Annotated in this window: 10 protein-coding genes; 3 read left to right on the top strand and 7 right to left on the bottom strand. The window is 71.5% G+C overall.

What is annotated here, in order from left to right; genetic code table 11:
- The first annotated feature begins 287 nt into the window (after positions 1 to 287).
- The gene (locus tag KRR26_RS10895) at positions 288 to 1,220 is read left to right on the top strand and encodes an NAD(P)/FAD-dependent oxidoreductase (RefSeq protein WP_217079774.1); all 933 of its coding nucleotides are present in this window, start codon (positions 288 to 290) and stop codon (positions 1,218 to 1,220) included.
- A 10-nt stretch (positions 1,221 to 1,230) separates the two neighbouring features.
- On the opposite strand, the gene KRR26_RS37615 is transcribed toward KRR26_RS10895, so the two are convergent.
- Both KRR26_RS37615 and KRR26_RS10885 read right to left on the bottom strand, forming a co-directional pair.
- Positions 1,231 to 2,058, bottom strand: coding sequence for an AraC family transcriptional regulator (locus KRR26_RS37615; RefSeq protein WP_233576670.1), 828 nt, complete (start codon positions 2,056 to 2,058; stop codon positions 1,231 to 1,233).
- 70 nt (positions 2,059 to 2,128) lie between these two features.
- Positions 2,129 to 3,109: a hypothetical protein gene (locus KRR26_RS10885; RefSeq protein ID WP_217079825.1), complete on the bottom strand. Its 981-nt coding sequence runs from the start codon at positions 3,107 to 3,109 to the stop codon at positions 2,129 to 2,131.
- 181 nt (positions 3,110 to 3,290) lie between these two features.
- Here KRR26_RS10885 and KRR26_RS10880 point away from each other — a divergent pair, with 181 nt between their 5' ends.
- Entirely contained in the window at positions 3,291 to 4,481 is a 1,191-nt protein-coding gene (locus KRR26_RS10880; protein WP_120202982.1) for a cytochrome P450, read from the top strand.
- Positions 4,482 to 4,500: 19 nt separating this feature from the next.
- Here the strand turns inward: KRR26_RS10880 and KRR26_RS10875 are convergent, their stop codons facing one another.
- From KRR26_RS10875 to KRR26_RS10855, 5 genes are all read right to left on the bottom strand, one after another.
- Positions 4,501 to 5,667: a polymer-forming cytoskeletal protein gene (locus KRR26_RS10875; RefSeq protein ID WP_147422882.1), complete on the bottom strand. Its 1,167-nt coding sequence runs from the start codon at positions 5,665 to 5,667 to the stop codon at positions 4,501 to 4,503.
- A gap of 100 nt (positions 5,668 to 5,767) precedes the next feature.
- The gene (locus KRR26_RS10870; RefSeq protein WP_217079773.1) at positions 5,768 to 6,616 is read right to left on the bottom strand and encodes an aldose epimerase family protein; all 849 of its coding nucleotides are present in this window, start codon (positions 6,614 to 6,616) and stop codon (positions 5,768 to 5,770) included.
- Between the two features lie 9 nt (positions 6,617 to 6,625).
- A complete protein-coding gene (gene pruA, locus KRR26_RS10865; protein WP_120202979.1) occupies positions 6,626 to 8,281 on the bottom strand; it encodes an L-glutamate gamma-semialdehyde dehydrogenase in 1,656 nt (551 codons plus the stop codon).
- 185 nt (positions 8,282 to 8,466) lie between these two features.
- A complete protein-coding gene (locus tag KRR26_RS10860) occupies positions 8,467 to 8,868 on the bottom strand; it encodes a response regulator (protein WP_199723678.1) in 402 nt (133 codons plus the stop codon).
- A 137-nt stretch (positions 8,869 to 9,005) separates the two neighbouring features.
- A complete protein-coding gene (locus KRR26_RS10855; RefSeq protein WP_120202977.1) occupies positions 9,006 to 9,212 on the bottom strand; it encodes a hypothetical protein in 207 nt (68 codons plus the stop codon).
- Between the two features lie 415 nt (positions 9,213 to 9,627).
- Between KRR26_RS10855 and KRR26_RS10850 the strand changes: the two genes are divergently transcribed.
- On the top strand, positions 9,628 to 13,206 hold the full coding sequence (locus tag KRR26_RS10850) for a serine/threonine-protein kinase (RefSeq protein ID WP_217079818.1): 3,579 nt from the start codon (positions 9,628 to 9,630) through the stop codon (positions 13,204 to 13,206).
- Positions 13,207 to 13,248: the final 42 nt, after the last annotated feature.

Genomic DNA, 13,248 nt, shown 5'->3' with positions numbered 1-13,248 from the left:
CGCCAGGGGCCGGCTGTGTCTCAGCCGACCGCGGCGGGCTTGGGCCCACCCGGAACAGGCATCAGACACATGTACATGTTGGCGAAGGAAGCGGACATGAGGCCCGCAGAAGTAGCGGCACCTCCGCGCGCTGTCAAGCCAGGGGCCTGTGACGCTCGCGTGTCACGCGTTGCCGGTTGGACGCTTGCCACATCGCAACTTCCGCCGATCGCATCGAAAGACCCGCCCTGTCGGGGCCGGAATGCCGCCGTTAGTTTTCTCGGAGGCAACCCTTCGGAGCGAATCGAATGCAGCGATACGACGTGGTCATCGTGGGAGCAGGGCCCGCGGGCTTGAGTGCCGCGCTGGTGCTCGGACGGTCGCGCAAGCGCGTGCTGTTGTGTGACGCGGGCCCTCCACGCAACGCGAAGGCGGCGCACATGCAGGGCTTCGTCACGCGAGACGGCACCCCGCCGCCGGAGTTCCGCCGCATCGGGCGCGAGCAACTCCAGCCCTATCCCAACGTGGAGGTGCGGGACACGCGCGTGTCCTCGGTGGACGTGCTGCGTCCGGGATTTCACGTGCGCCTCGAGGACGACGCACACGTTGATGCGCGGCGCGTGCTCCTCGCGGTGGGCGTCATTGACGAGGTGCCAGAGCTGCCCGGCTTCCGCGACCTGTGGGGCACCTCCATCGTCCAGTGTCCCTACTGTCACGGCTGGGAGGTGCGGGACCGCCCCTTGGGTGTGCTCGCCTCCGAGCCCGCGCACCTGGACCTGGCGCTGTTCCTCACGGGCTGGTCGCGTGACCTCATCGTCTTTGCCGGGACTCCGCTCGCGCTCACCGCCGAGCAGCGCGAGCGCCTCGTGCGCGCGGGCTTGAAGGTCGAGGAGCGCCCGATGCGCGCGCTGCACGGGACGAACGGGCGCCTGGAGTCCGTGGAGCTGGCGGACGGAGCGCGGGTGGCGCGCGAGGTCCTCTTCGCTCGGCCGACTCAGCGCCTGCCGGAGTTCGTGCGGCGGTTGGGGCTCGAACTCAACGAGCAGGGCTTCGTGAAGGTGACCGAGCCGTTCAAGGAGACGTCGGTGCCGGGCCTGCACGCGGCGGGAGACGTGACGACGATGCTGCAGAGCGCGATCGTCGCCGCCAGCGCGGGGGCGAGCGCGGCCTACGCGATGAACCACGGGCTCAATCAGGAGAACGTGGAGCGCGTCATCGCGGGCGAGCCCTGGCCCACCTGAGTCGGGGCCCTCAGGGGCGATGCCGGCGGCGCCAGGCCGCGGGCGTCATCCCCTCCGCGCGGCGGAACACGCGGATGAAGTGCGTGGGGTCCGCATAGCCCACCCGCTCGGAGATGATGTCCACGCGCTCGTCGGTGTGCAGCAGCCGACGGCGCGCGTCCGCCACGCGGCCCGAGATGATCCACTCGACGGCACTGCGGCCAGTGGAGCGCTTGAGCGTGGTGGTGACATGCGCGGGCGTGCGGCCCACCGCCGCCGCCACGTCGCGCAGGGAGATGGGCTCCAAGCAGTGCCGCTCGATGTAGCCGAGCGCCTGCGCGACGAGCGGAGGCCGCGCCTCACCGTGGCTCCAGTCTCGGGCTCGGGTGACCTCCGCCAGGATGAGCGTGAGCAGGCTCGTCGAGACGCGCTCCCCCAAGGGCCGGTCCTTGGCGCTCACCTCGTCATGCAACTCGGAGAAGAGCCGGACCAGATGCTCCTGCCGCGCGGAGGGGATGCGCACCACGGCCGAGGCCCCGCCGCGCACGCGCTCGAAGGGGTCGAGCAGCGCGCCCGCGTCCGAGAGAGTGAGCGCCACGGGATAGAGGCCCACGCACCAGACGCCCGCTTGCTCGGAGCTGAGCAGGTGATGCCGCTCGCCCGCGGGCACGAGGAGCACGTCGCCCGGCGTGAGGGACAGGCGGGTGCGCTGCTCCATGACCGCTCGGCCGCGCGTGTACAGCAGCAGCGTGGCGTGGTCGTGCGTCGTCGCGGTGCTTCGACCGTGCACGTGCGGCTTCACATCCTGCCGCGTCACGAAGAAGCCGCTGGCGGGGGCGGGACTGAGAGAGGTGGGCACCGAAGGAATCTAGCGCCCACGTTCGCGCTCGGCAGGCCCTTCGCGCGGTCCGTGCTCGCCGGGCGTATGGCTAGTTGCCGCCCGTCGCCGTGTTCCAGACCTCCACGGCGCGACCGATGTGGTCGAACGCGCAGTGGTCCGCGTCCGCGATGACCTTCTCGTCCAGGGGGAAGTGCAGGTCGCGATAGGCCTTGATGCTGGCCTGGATGTCGGCGAGGTACGTGTCCTTGCTGCCATACGTGTAATAGAGCGTCGTTGGGCCGAGCAGCGCCGCGTTCGTGCTGTCCCAGTCGAGCGAGCCCGACCACGGCGCCTCACCGCCACAGCCCAGCGCGTACACGCCTCGGTACGTGTTGCCGTACTTCGGCAGGAAGCTCGCGGTGAGGAAGACCGAGCCGCCGGAGGAGCCGCCGAACAGGATGGGCTCATCGAGCAGGTCCCACCCCTTGCGCAGCGCCTCGATGACCTTCACCAGCGTCGCGGCGTTCTCGCCATCCAGGTCGCGGTCCGCGCTGGTCGCGTTGTCCGTGCACGTCGTCAGCGAGGGCTTCGTCCACCAGGCGCAGCTGTTGGGCGCGCGCGCCGACACGTAGAGCGTGCGGTGGCTGGACGTCCACGGCGCCTGGAGTCGCGGGGCGGTGTTGCCGTCATGCGCGCGCGCGCCGTCGCCGTGCAGGTAGATGGCCAGTCGCAGCGGCTCCGTGGACGTCGAGGCCGCCGGCTCCACGATCTTCAGCTGCGAGCCCGCCACCTGCACCACGCAGTACGTGTACGTCGTCCCGCTGTTGGCCACCGTGCCCGTCGCCTCGCACGCCAGCTTGCCCGAGCCGTGCGAGCTGCTCGGCCCCGTGCCCGCGTCGGTGCCCGCGTCCGCGACAGGGTCCGTGCCGGCATCGGTGCCCGCGTCCACGATGGGGTTCGTGCCGCTGTCCGGGGTCGTCCCGGCATCGAAGCCCGCGTCGGCGGTGGAGGTGGAGGGAGGCGCAGTGGGCTCGTCGGAGCACGCGGCAACGCTCAGCACGAGCAGGGCGGACCAGAGGACTCGGGACATGGGGGCTCTCGGATGATGGGGACCGACCGAACAGGTCCCGCCAGGGGTGGGGGCCGCGATTCTCGCCAGCTCGCCTCGACCATGGGCGCCTTCTCGTGACGCGTCCGCGCACGACGGCTGCCGCTGGCCAGCAGGCTTCATCCCCGGTATACGGATTTTAGTCCGGAAAGGAAGTTCTTCCATGAATGGACGCGTGAACCTGATGGCCCCGGAAGTCCGGGCCAATCCCTATCCTGTCTACGCGATGCTGCGGCGCGATGCGCCCGTCGTGCAGGTGGACCCGGGCGGGCTGTGGGCGCTGTCTCGGTACGAGGACGTGTCGGCGGCGTTCAAGAACCCACAGGTGTTCTCCTCGGCGGGCGTGCGCACGACGACGGCGCCGGCGTGGCTGGGGCACAACCCGTTCTCCGAGTCGATGATCGTCATGGATCCGCCGAGCCATGGCCGGCTGCGCGCGCTGGTGAGTCGCGCGTGGACGCCCACCGCGGTCCAACGCATGGAGGCGCGCATCCGCACCTTCGCGCAAGGGTTGGCGGAGCGCCTGCGCGCCGAGCAGGTGACGGACTTCGTGGAGACGTTCGCCATGCCGCTGCCCGCGAGCGTCATCGGTGAGCTGTTCGGTTTGGACCCCGCGCTGACGGACCGCTACAAGCGCTGGTCGGTGGAGCTGTCCAGCGTGTCCGCCACGACGGAGAAGGATGTCCATCGGCACGCGTCCATCCGCGACACCGTGCGCGAGATGGAGCAGTACCTCTCCGAGGTGGTGGCCGACCGGCGCGTGCATCCTCGCGATGACATGGTGACGGACCTCGTCAACACCCGCGTGGAGGGCGAGGCGCTCAGCGACGCGGAGTTGATGAGCTTCCTGTTCCTGCTCGTGGTGGCGGGGCTGGAGACGACGGTGCAGCTCGTGAGCCACTGCGTGCGCATGCTCATCGAGTATCCGCACCTGGCGGCGCGGCTGCGCGAGGACCGCACGCAGATCGCTCGCTTCGTGGAGGAGGTGCTGCGCTTCGAGCCCTCCGTGCACGGCATCGTGCGCGTCACGACCCAGGACACCCCGCTGCACGGGGTGACGATTCCGGCGGGCGCGCGCGTGCTGCTGCTCATCGGCTCGGCCTGCCACGACGAGTCGCGCTTCTCCAACCCCGACACCTTCGACATGGACCGCGAGGGCGTGAACAACCTCCCCTTCGGCCACGGCATCCACTTCTGCCTGGGCGCGCCGCTGGCTCGGTTGGAGGCGCGCGTGGGGCTGGAGGTCCTGCTGTCGCGCTTCCGCGGCTTCAGCGCGGCCGGTCCGCTGAAGTGGAACGGGTCGCTCACCGTGCGCGGGCCGCTGTCCTTCCCGCTCATCTCGCACGCGGGATAGTCGCGCGCGGCCTGTCGGCTCAGGTCGGGGCCTCCACCGGGCCTCGACCTCGGGCGGCCGCGAGCGACATGGCGCCCAAGCCGAACAGCACCGTGGCCAGCGCCACGAGCCCACCCAACAGCGGCACCCAGCGCACCGCCATCAGCAACATCAGCCCCACCAACAAGCTCAGCGCGAGCGAGGCGCCCGCGCGTCCGAAGCGCTCCATCAGCCACTGGCCCACGAGCATCCCGACCACGGGGAACGCCAGGACGAGGCCCAGCGCATACACGGCCAGCACGAACAACCCCAGCCACCAGCCGCCCACCAGCGCGCCCACGAAGAACACGCCCCCCGCGAGCACGGGCAGGCCGAAGAAGAGCACCGCGCCCCAGCCCAGGCTCTTCCACGGCTGTTGTCGCAGCACGGCGGGCGCGCGGCGAGCGAAGCGCGGTGACAGCAGCGCGACGACCATGCCCAGCGCGAAGAGCCCCACCACGGAGCGCACCCACGCGTACGCGAGCATGAGGGGGCCCGCGCGTCGGTGCTCCACGGGAAGGCGCTCGATTCGCCCCGCGACGGAAGCGCCCGGGTCGATGAGAGCGCCCTCTCCGCCGCGGTAGCTCAGGTTGCCGTGCACGTGGGCGCCGCTCGCGAGCCGCAGCGTGTCCACCTGCGCGCGCACGTCGCCTCCCACCGGCGCGGAGACGATGAGCGTCTGCGCCGCGGCGTGGAGCCGGCCCTTCACCGGGGACGCCACCTCGGCGCGATTGCCCGCGAAGAAGAGGTCGCCTCCCACGCTCGCGGAGCGGCCCATCCGCAGGTCATTCGCGGCGAGCATCGCGTCCTTGCCCACCGGGCCACTCAGGTCGAGCACGTTGCTGGCCGCCCGCACGCTGCCCGAGACGCGCCCGGACAGGTGCGTCTCGCTCGCGGCGGTCTGCACGTCACCGGCCACGGTGCCGGTGACGTCCACCTTCTGCCCGGCCGCCACCACGTCGCCACGCACCGTGCCCTCGACGTGGACCTCTCGCGCGAAGACATAGAGGTCATCGTTGATGACCTCCTGCGGCCCCACCGTCACCACCTGCCCGGTGCGCACCGTGGCCGCTCGCGCGGACAACGGCACGACGACTCCCCAGCACAACACCACGAGGAGCAACGCACGCCCCTGTCCTCCGGGGCTCGGCCTGGACCTATTGGACATGACGACCCTCCTCCCACGGCTTGGGGCTGCGCGCGGGCGGAGGCAAGCGGGGAGGGGAGGGCGGGGCGAGCGGAGGTCCGCGCGCCCCTCGGGCAAGGCGTCAGGCCTCGATGTCGAAGGCGAGCGACGCGCGCTCCCCTGGCGCCACGTACAGCAGGCCGTCACCGGTGGCGAGCGCACCCCCGGCCGCGGTCCAGGGCTCCACGCAGACGAAGTCCTTCCCCTTCAACGTCCACACGACGAGCAGGCGGAACTCGGGGCTCCACGAGAGCGTCACCGGGCGCAGGCCGGGCCCTCGGTCCAGGCGGGTGCCGGGGCGCGAGTGGTCGCGCAGGTGGAGGTCCACCTCGTCGAGCGTGAGGTCGAATCCCGTGAAGGGCACCTCGCGCTTGTGGTGGTTGTCCCACGCGTGGGTGGCGTCGGTGTCCACGCGCGCCTCGGGCTTCGCCGCGTCGGGGACGCGGAAGTACGGGTGGAAGCCCAGGTGCAGCGGCAGGGGCCGCGTGTCCCGGTTCTCCACGTCGAAGTCCAGCGTGAGGCGGTGGCCCACCAGCGAGAAGGTGAGCTGCGCGTCGAAGGCCCAGGGGAACTGCTTCAGCGTCTCCTCGGAGGACGACAGGCCCACCACCAGCAGCGAGTCCTCGGCTTGCCGCACGGTCCACGGCAGGCGCCGCGCGAAGCCGTGCTGCGGCAGGGTGTACGCCTTGCGCTCCGCCGGGTACGTGTCCCCCGGCAGCGGTCCAGCGATGGGAAACAGCACGGGGATACCGCCCCGCACGTTCTTGGAAGGGTCGGCCACGGAGGCGGTGTCGAGGAAGAGGACCTCGTCGCCGCCCACCACCATGCGCGTGACGAGCGCGCCGCGGGAGGGGATGACCTCCACGCGGCACTCGCCATCACTCAGCGCATAGGTGTCCAGACCCGCGATGCCCGGGAACGGAGCACTCATGGGCGCGGCTTACTTCCCGTCGCGCGGATCCGCGTCCATGAACGGGTAGGCGACCTTCGTCGGCGGGACGAAGTTCTCCTTGATGGTGCGCGGGCTGCTCCAGCGGAACAGGTTGATCATCGAGCCCGACTTGTCGTTCGTGCCCGACGCGCGCGAGCCACCGAAGGGCTGCTGCCCCACCACGGCGCCCGTGGGCTTGTCGTTGATGTAGAAGTTGCCGGCCGCGTGACGCAGCTCGCGCTGCATGGTCTCGATGGCCTTGCGGTCGCGCGCGAACACCGCGCCGGTGAGCGCGTAGGCGGCGGACTGGTCGCACTCGCGCAGCGTCTCCTCGAAGCGGTTGTCCGGGTAGACGTGCAGGCCCACCAGCGGCGCGAAAATCTCCTCCTGCATGATGCGGTGGCGCGGGTTGGTCAGCTGCACCAACGTGGGGCGCACGAACCAGCCCTCGCTGCGGTCCGTCTCGCCGCCGGCGACGATGGTCGCCTCGCTGCCGCCCGACTTCGCCAGCTCGATGTACGAGGAGACCTTCTTGAAGGACTTCTCGTCGATGACGGCGCCCATGAAGTTGCGGAAGTCCGCCACGTCGCCCATGCGCAGCTCGTGGATGAGCTCCTGCAGGCGCGGCTTCAGCCTGCCCCACAGCGACTCGGGCACGTAGACGCGGCTGGCCGCCGAGCACTTCTGGCCCTGGTACTCGAAGCCGCCGCGGACGATGGCGACGGCGAGCGCCTCCAGGTCATCCGCCGCGGACGCGTGCGCGAAGATGAAGTCCTTGCCGCCCGTCTCGCCCACCAGCCGCGGGTACTGCTTGTAGCGGCCGATGTTCTCGCCCACGGTGCGCCACATGCTGTTGAAGGTCGGCGTGGAGCCCGTGAAGTGGATGCCGCCCAGGTGCGGGCTGGCCATCACCGGGTTGCCCACGGTGGGGCCGTCGCCGGGCAGCATGTTGATGACGCCGTCGGGCAGGCCCGCCTCGCGCAAGAGCTCCAGGCCGTACCACGCGCTGAGCGCCGCGGTGGAGGACGGCTTCCACAGCACCACGTTGCCCATGATGGCGGGCGTCACGGCCAGGTTGACGGCGATGGACGAGAAGTTGAACGGCGCGACGGCGAACACGAAGCCGTCCAGCGGCCGGTAGTCCAGCATGTTCCACGTCTGCGGCGAGTTCTCCGGCTGCGTGGCGAGGATCTGCTCGGCGAAGTGGACGTTGTAGCGCAGGAAGTCGATGAGCTCGCAGGACGCGTCGATCTCCGCCTGGTGCGCCGTCTTCGACTGGCCCAGCATGGTGGACGCGTTGAGCAGCGGGCGGTAGCGCGTGGCGAGCAGCTCCGCGGCGCGCAGGAAGATGGCGGCGCGCGCGTGGAAGGGCATCCGCGCCCACTCTTCCTTCACGGAGAGGGCATTCTGGATGGCCTGCTCCACGTGGCTGGCATCCGCCTCGTGCAGCGTGGCCAGCACGTGCTGGTGCTTGTGCGGCATCCGCACGGTGTCCGTCTTGCCGGTGCGGATGTGCTTGCCGCCGATGACGACGGGAATCTCGATCTTCTCGCCGCTCATGCGCTTGAGCGTGGCCTGGAGCTCGGCGCGCTCCGGCGTGCCGGGGGCATGCGAGAGGACGGGCTCGTTCTTGGGAGCGGGGACGCGGGGAATGGCGTTGAGCACGCGAAGGACCTCGGGACGAAAAGAAATGAGCGGGGGGACATATAGCCCGCCGAACGCCCCGGGTCAGCGTGGAAGCCGGGACGGGCGTTGGGGCTCCGACATCGGCGCCAACGCGCGCACTCGGCGGTTTCTTCCGGTCAGTTCGCCGCTCGCTCGGAGGGCCTCACGCGCGCCGTGGGTGCGGCTCAGCGCTCGCCCGCCGCCCGCTCCGCCGCGGCGCCCCGCGCGCGCTGCAGCACGGCGTGCAACTGCGCGATGAGCACCGCGGGCTTCACGGGCTTCACCAGGTACGCATCCGGTCCGGGCTGCTGCGCCGCCTCGCCTGGACGCGGTGCGTAGCCGCTGACGAAGACGACGGGGATGTGCTGGAGGGCCGGCTCGGCGCGGAAGCGGCGGCACAGCTCGTAGCCATCCAGGCCGTCCATGTTCACGTCCGACAGGAGCAGGTCCGGCGGCTGCGCCAGCGCCAGGGCGAGCCCCGCCTCGCCGTCGGCGGACACCGTGCAGTCGAACTCCCCGGACAGCAAGAGCCGCAGCGTCTCGCGCATGGTCCAGGAGTTCTCGACGATGAGGACCTTGGGCTTCACGGGGCTTCGACTCCGAGGGGACCAGTGTCTGGCGCAAGGGCACGACCCTCGCGCCAGAGGAACGGGCACGCAGCATCCCCCCACTGTCCGGTACCGAGCAAGAGGTCCGTGCCACCCCATGGAGGGCCGTTGTGCCCCTAGCGCTCGGGCGGCGTCTTCTTCTCTGTCGTCCACTGCTCGCCGCGCTCCACGCTCGCCTCCCACGGCGTCTCCTCGAGGGGGCTCGGGTCCACGTCCGCGCGCGCGGACAGCTCCCGGCTCGTCTCGGCGGCGTCACGGTCCAGGGCGTCCTCGACCTGGCCGCGATCACGTGGCTGGAAGTCTTCGTGCTGCGTGCTGGCCATGGTGACTCGCCTCCTCCCGGACGCGCCCGCGCCCGCGCATCCCTCAAGCTGCGGCGTCGCGCGTGCCGCGGACACCCGCGCCCCCAGCACTCGCTCGGCCCTGGCGAAGGCGGACAGCCGCGCGCTCTCACCCACCCGGTGCGTGGATGGAGGCGATGTCGGACCCACCTTTCCTCGAAAGTGTCCAACTTGGTGTGTTCTCAGCTCTCCCACCCTGCGTCGTTCCCATGAAAACGTGATATTCCTCTGACTTCTGAATTAGCCCGGCTTGACCCATCGTGTGAGCGACGAAGAGAAAACGACGGTCCTCGACGAGCGCACGCGCGCGTCCTCCAGCACCTGGGGGGATCGTCCGCGTACGCCCATCACCCTTCCGTGGGCGGGGCTGGGGGAGCGCCGCTCGCTGGAGCCGGGGATGGTGGTGACGGGCCGCTATCGGGTGGCGTCGCTGTTGGGCGAGGGCGGCATGGGCCGCATCTGGCTGGCGGACGACACGCACGAGATGCGCCGCGTGGCGCTCAAGGAGATGCAGGTCCCGGCGGGGCTGACGCAGTCGAAGGTGGAGGACCTGGTGCTGATGTTCCGGCACGAGTTCTTCGCCATGAAGAAGCTGCAGCACCCGTCCACGCTGCGCGTCTTCGACTGCGGGCTGACCGAGGCCGGCAACCGCTTCATCACCATGGAGGTGGTGGGCGGGCAGGACTTGAGCACGCTCGTGCGCGATGTGCCGATGGAGGCGAGCGCGCTGTTCCGGGTGCTCATCCAGATGGCGCAGGTGCTGGCGTTCATCCACTCGCGCCTCTACGTGCACTGCGACATCAAGGCGAGCAACGTGCGCATCACCGAGTCCGGCGCGGTGAAGTTGATGGACTTCGGCGTGATGCACCAGCTGGGCACGCCGAGCCCGGGCCGCCTCAAGGGGACGCTGGAGTACCTGGCGCCGGAGTGGCAGCGCGGCGCGAGCATCGATGGTCGGGCGGACCTCTACTCGCTGGGCGTGATGGCCTACTACCTGGCCACGCGCCGGCTGCCCTTCAAGCGCACCAACCCCGCGGTGCTGCTGGCGGACCACCTGACGCGCCCGCCGCCCCGTCCGTCGACCCTCTGCCCGGTGGAGCCGCACCTGGAGGAGATCATCCTCCTGCTCATGGCGAAGGATCCGCGCGAGCGCTTCCAGGACGCCGGTGAGCTGCTGGAGGCGCTGTGCCACGCCAGCGGCGAGCCGCTGCCAGAGGAGCCGCTGTCCGCGCGCGCCAGCTACCTGCACGTGCCCGAGGTGGTGGGGCGCGAGGCGGAGCTGGAGGGCCTGATGAACGGCCTGGCGGAGGCGGACTGGGGCCAGTCGCGCGCGGTGCTCATCGGCGCGCCCGCGGGCGTGGGCAAGACGCGGCTGCTGCAGGAGTTCGAGCTGCAGGCGAAGCTCGCGGAGCTGCCCTTCGGCCGAGGACAGTGCCGCGCGGAGGGGCTCGCGCCGCTGACGCCCGTGACGCAGGCGCTGCGATGCCTGCTGCCGCACACGCCCGCGGAGATGCTGGAGCGGCTGTCGCCCCGGTTGTCGCGGCTGTTGCCGTGGCTGTCGTCGGACGCGCCGGAGGGCGCGCTGCGCGAGGAGGGCGAGGAGAAGCTGGCGTTCTTCGAGGCGCTCGCCGAGTGGGTGCGCGCGCTGGGGCAGCGGCTGCCCTTCGTGCTGTGCTTCGAGGACCTGCAGTGGGCGGACAGCGCGTCGCTGGAGGTGCTCAACGTGCTCATCCGCGCGCTGCACGGCACGCGCGGCATGCTGGTGGGCAGCTTCCGCTCGGGCGAGCTGAGCCGGCTGAGCCTCGCGTTCCAGACGGTGGACGAGAAGCTCACCGCGCGCCTGGACCTGGAGCCCTTGTCCGCGGCGCACGTGGGCACGCTGGTGGAGCTGGCGCTGCCGGGCCTGTCCATGCCGGAGGGCTTCGTGACGCGGCTGCACGCCACCACGGGCGGCAACGCGTTCTTCGCCACCGAGTGCCTGCGCATGCTGGTGGAGGCCGGGGCGCTCACGCGCGTGGGCGGACGCTGGAGCGCGGCGGAGGACCTGGGCACGCGCGAGCTGCCCGCGAGCATCCAGGACGCGGTGCTGGCGCGACTGGCGAGCGCGCCGCCCGAGCAGGTGGCGCTCCTGCGGCGGCTGGCGCCCGCGGGCCGCCTGTTGGACCTGCCGCTCGTGCGCGCCCTGGCGGAGCTGCCCGAGGCGGAGCTGTTCGCCGTGCTCGACGGCATCGTGGAGCGGCAGTTCCTCCAGGAGATGGAGGGCCGCTACGTCTTCACGCACGACACCGTGCATCAGGCCGTCTACGACACCACGCCCGAGGCCGAGCGGCGCGTCCACCACGGCCGGGTGGCCCGCGCGCTCCAGGCGCTGCACGCGCAGCGCAAGGGGCTGGCCCGCGCGGTGGGCTGGCACTTCGCGCGCTCGGAGGAGCCCCAGCGCGCCATCGCGCCGCTGCTGGAGGCGGGCCGCGCCGCCATCGAGGCGCAAGCGCTGCTGGACGCCACGCTGCTCTTGACGGAGGCGGCGGGGCTCCTGGAGGTGGCGCCGGACTTCCCGGAGCGCGCGGATCAGCTCCTGCGCACGTGGGTGTCGCTGGTGGAGGTGGGCTACTCGAGCGACCCGCCCACGTCGCTGCTGTACGCGGAGCGCTTGTCCGCGCACTGGGCCGCGTCACCGGCGCTGGAGCTGGGGCGGCGCGAGGCGCTCGCGCGCTTGGAGTCGGCGCGAGAGGGCTCGGCGACCGAGCGCGCGGAGCGGTTGTGCCCGCTCTTCCGCGAGGTGGCGGTGGACGCGCGCATGGCGCCGGTGGATGTCTTCTGGAAGCACTCGGAGCTGCGCATCCTGGAGAGCATGGCGCTGGCCGTGCTGGGGCGCACCGAGGACTTCGAGCGTCTTCAGGCGCGCGTGCGGGCCGAGCACCCGGAGGACTCGCCGTATCGCGCGGGTGTGCTCATCGCGCGCGCGTCGCTCAGCGCATACAGCGGCCAGTGGGCGGGCGTGCTGGAGGCGCAGCGCGAGCAGGTGGAGCGGCTGCGCGGCTTCCGCGACCTGGTGGGCCGTCCCCCGCGCCGGCTCGCGTGGGCGCTGGGGATGGGCGGCTACTTGATGAACGTCAACCGCGCCCTGCGCGGTGAGCCGCTGGACGAGGAGGTCGTCCACGAGGGGCTGGCGCTGGCGGAGACCTACGGCTTCCTGGACGTGCGGGCCTTCCACCTGTTCTCGCGCGTGGCGCGCGCGGCCTTCACCGGAGACGGCGCCGCGTTCGTGCCCGCCTTCACCGAGAAGGCCGAGCTGGTGCGCCGGCTGGGAAACCCGCGGTTGATGGAGCGCAACCTCGCGGTCTTCACGCCGCCGTACTACCTGGAGCGCGGCGAGCACGAGCTGGTGGCCGCGGTGGTGGCGCGCGCGGAGTCGCTCGCGCGGGTGATGCCGGAGGACCAGCGGCTGCAGTACCACGTGCGCGTGTACCAGGCGTGCCGGGACGTGCTGTTCGAGGACGCGGCGGCGGCGCGCGAGTCGCTGCCTCGGGCGCTGGAGGCCGCGCGCGCGGGCCACCTGCGCATGGAGACGCTGGTGCGCGTGTACGAGTCGCGCTTCGAGCGGGAGCAGGGCAACCTCCCGGCGGCGCGCACCGCGGCGGAGGCCGCCCTGGCCCGGGCCTTGGACCCCGTGCTGGCCAACCCCTGGGATGAAATCCTGGCGCGGCGGGCCCTGGCGCCCCTGGTGCCCGCGGAGGAGGGCGCGCAGCACCTGCGGCGCGCGCTGCTCCTGGCCGAGGCCACCGGCAACGTCCTCCAGGTGGGCCACGTCTACCTGGCCCACGCGGAGCGCCAGCTCGCGCCCGAGGACTCGGTGCGGGAGCTGGAGATCGCCGAGCGCGCCTTCCTCGCGGCGAAGGCGGTGAACCTCCACGCGCTGGCCGAGTCGCTGCGAGGCGCCATGCAGCGCCAGTGTCTGGTGAAGCGCACGGCCTGAGCCATGGGCCGCGGCTTCCCCGCGCCTCGGGCGGGAGGGGTA

This window comes from Citreicoccus inhibens (assembly GCF_019039035.1).
Taxonomy (GTDB): domain Bacteria; phylum Myxococcota; class Myxococcia; order Myxococcales; family Myxococcaceae; genus Citreicoccus; species Citreicoccus inhibens.
The sequence above is the reverse complement of the archived record's forward strand: the minus strand, read 5'-3'. Positions and strand labels throughout refer to the sequence as shown.

Coding starts and splice junctions, on each gene's coding strand:
- KRR26_RS10870 (WP_217079773.1), bottom strand. CDS start 6,616: ATGAGTGCTCCGTTCCCGGGCATCGCGGGTCTGGACACCTATGCGCTG.
- KRR26_RS10895 (WP_217079774.1), top strand. CDS start 288: ATGCAGCGATACGACGTGGTCATCGTGGGAGCAGGGCCCGCGGGCTTG.
- KRR26_RS10880 (WP_120202982.1), top strand. CDS start 3,291: ATGAATGGACGCGTGAACCTGATGGCCCCGGAAGTCCGGGCCAATCCC.
- KRR26_RS10855 (WP_120202977.1), bottom strand. CDS start 9,212: ATGGCCAGCACGCAGCACGAAGACTTCCAGCCACGTGATCGCGGCCAG.
- KRR26_RS10850 (WP_217079818.1), top strand. CDS start 9,628: ATGGTGGTGACGGGCCGCTATCGGGTGGCGTCGCTGTTGGGCGAGGGC.
- KRR26_RS10885 (WP_217079825.1), bottom strand. CDS start 3,109: ATGTCCCGAGTCCTCTGGTCCGCCCTGCTCGTGCTGAGCGTTGCCGCG.
- KRR26_RS10875 (WP_147422882.1), bottom strand. CDS start 5,667: ATGTCCAATAGGTCCAGGCCGAGCCCCGGAGGACAGGGGCGTGCGTTG.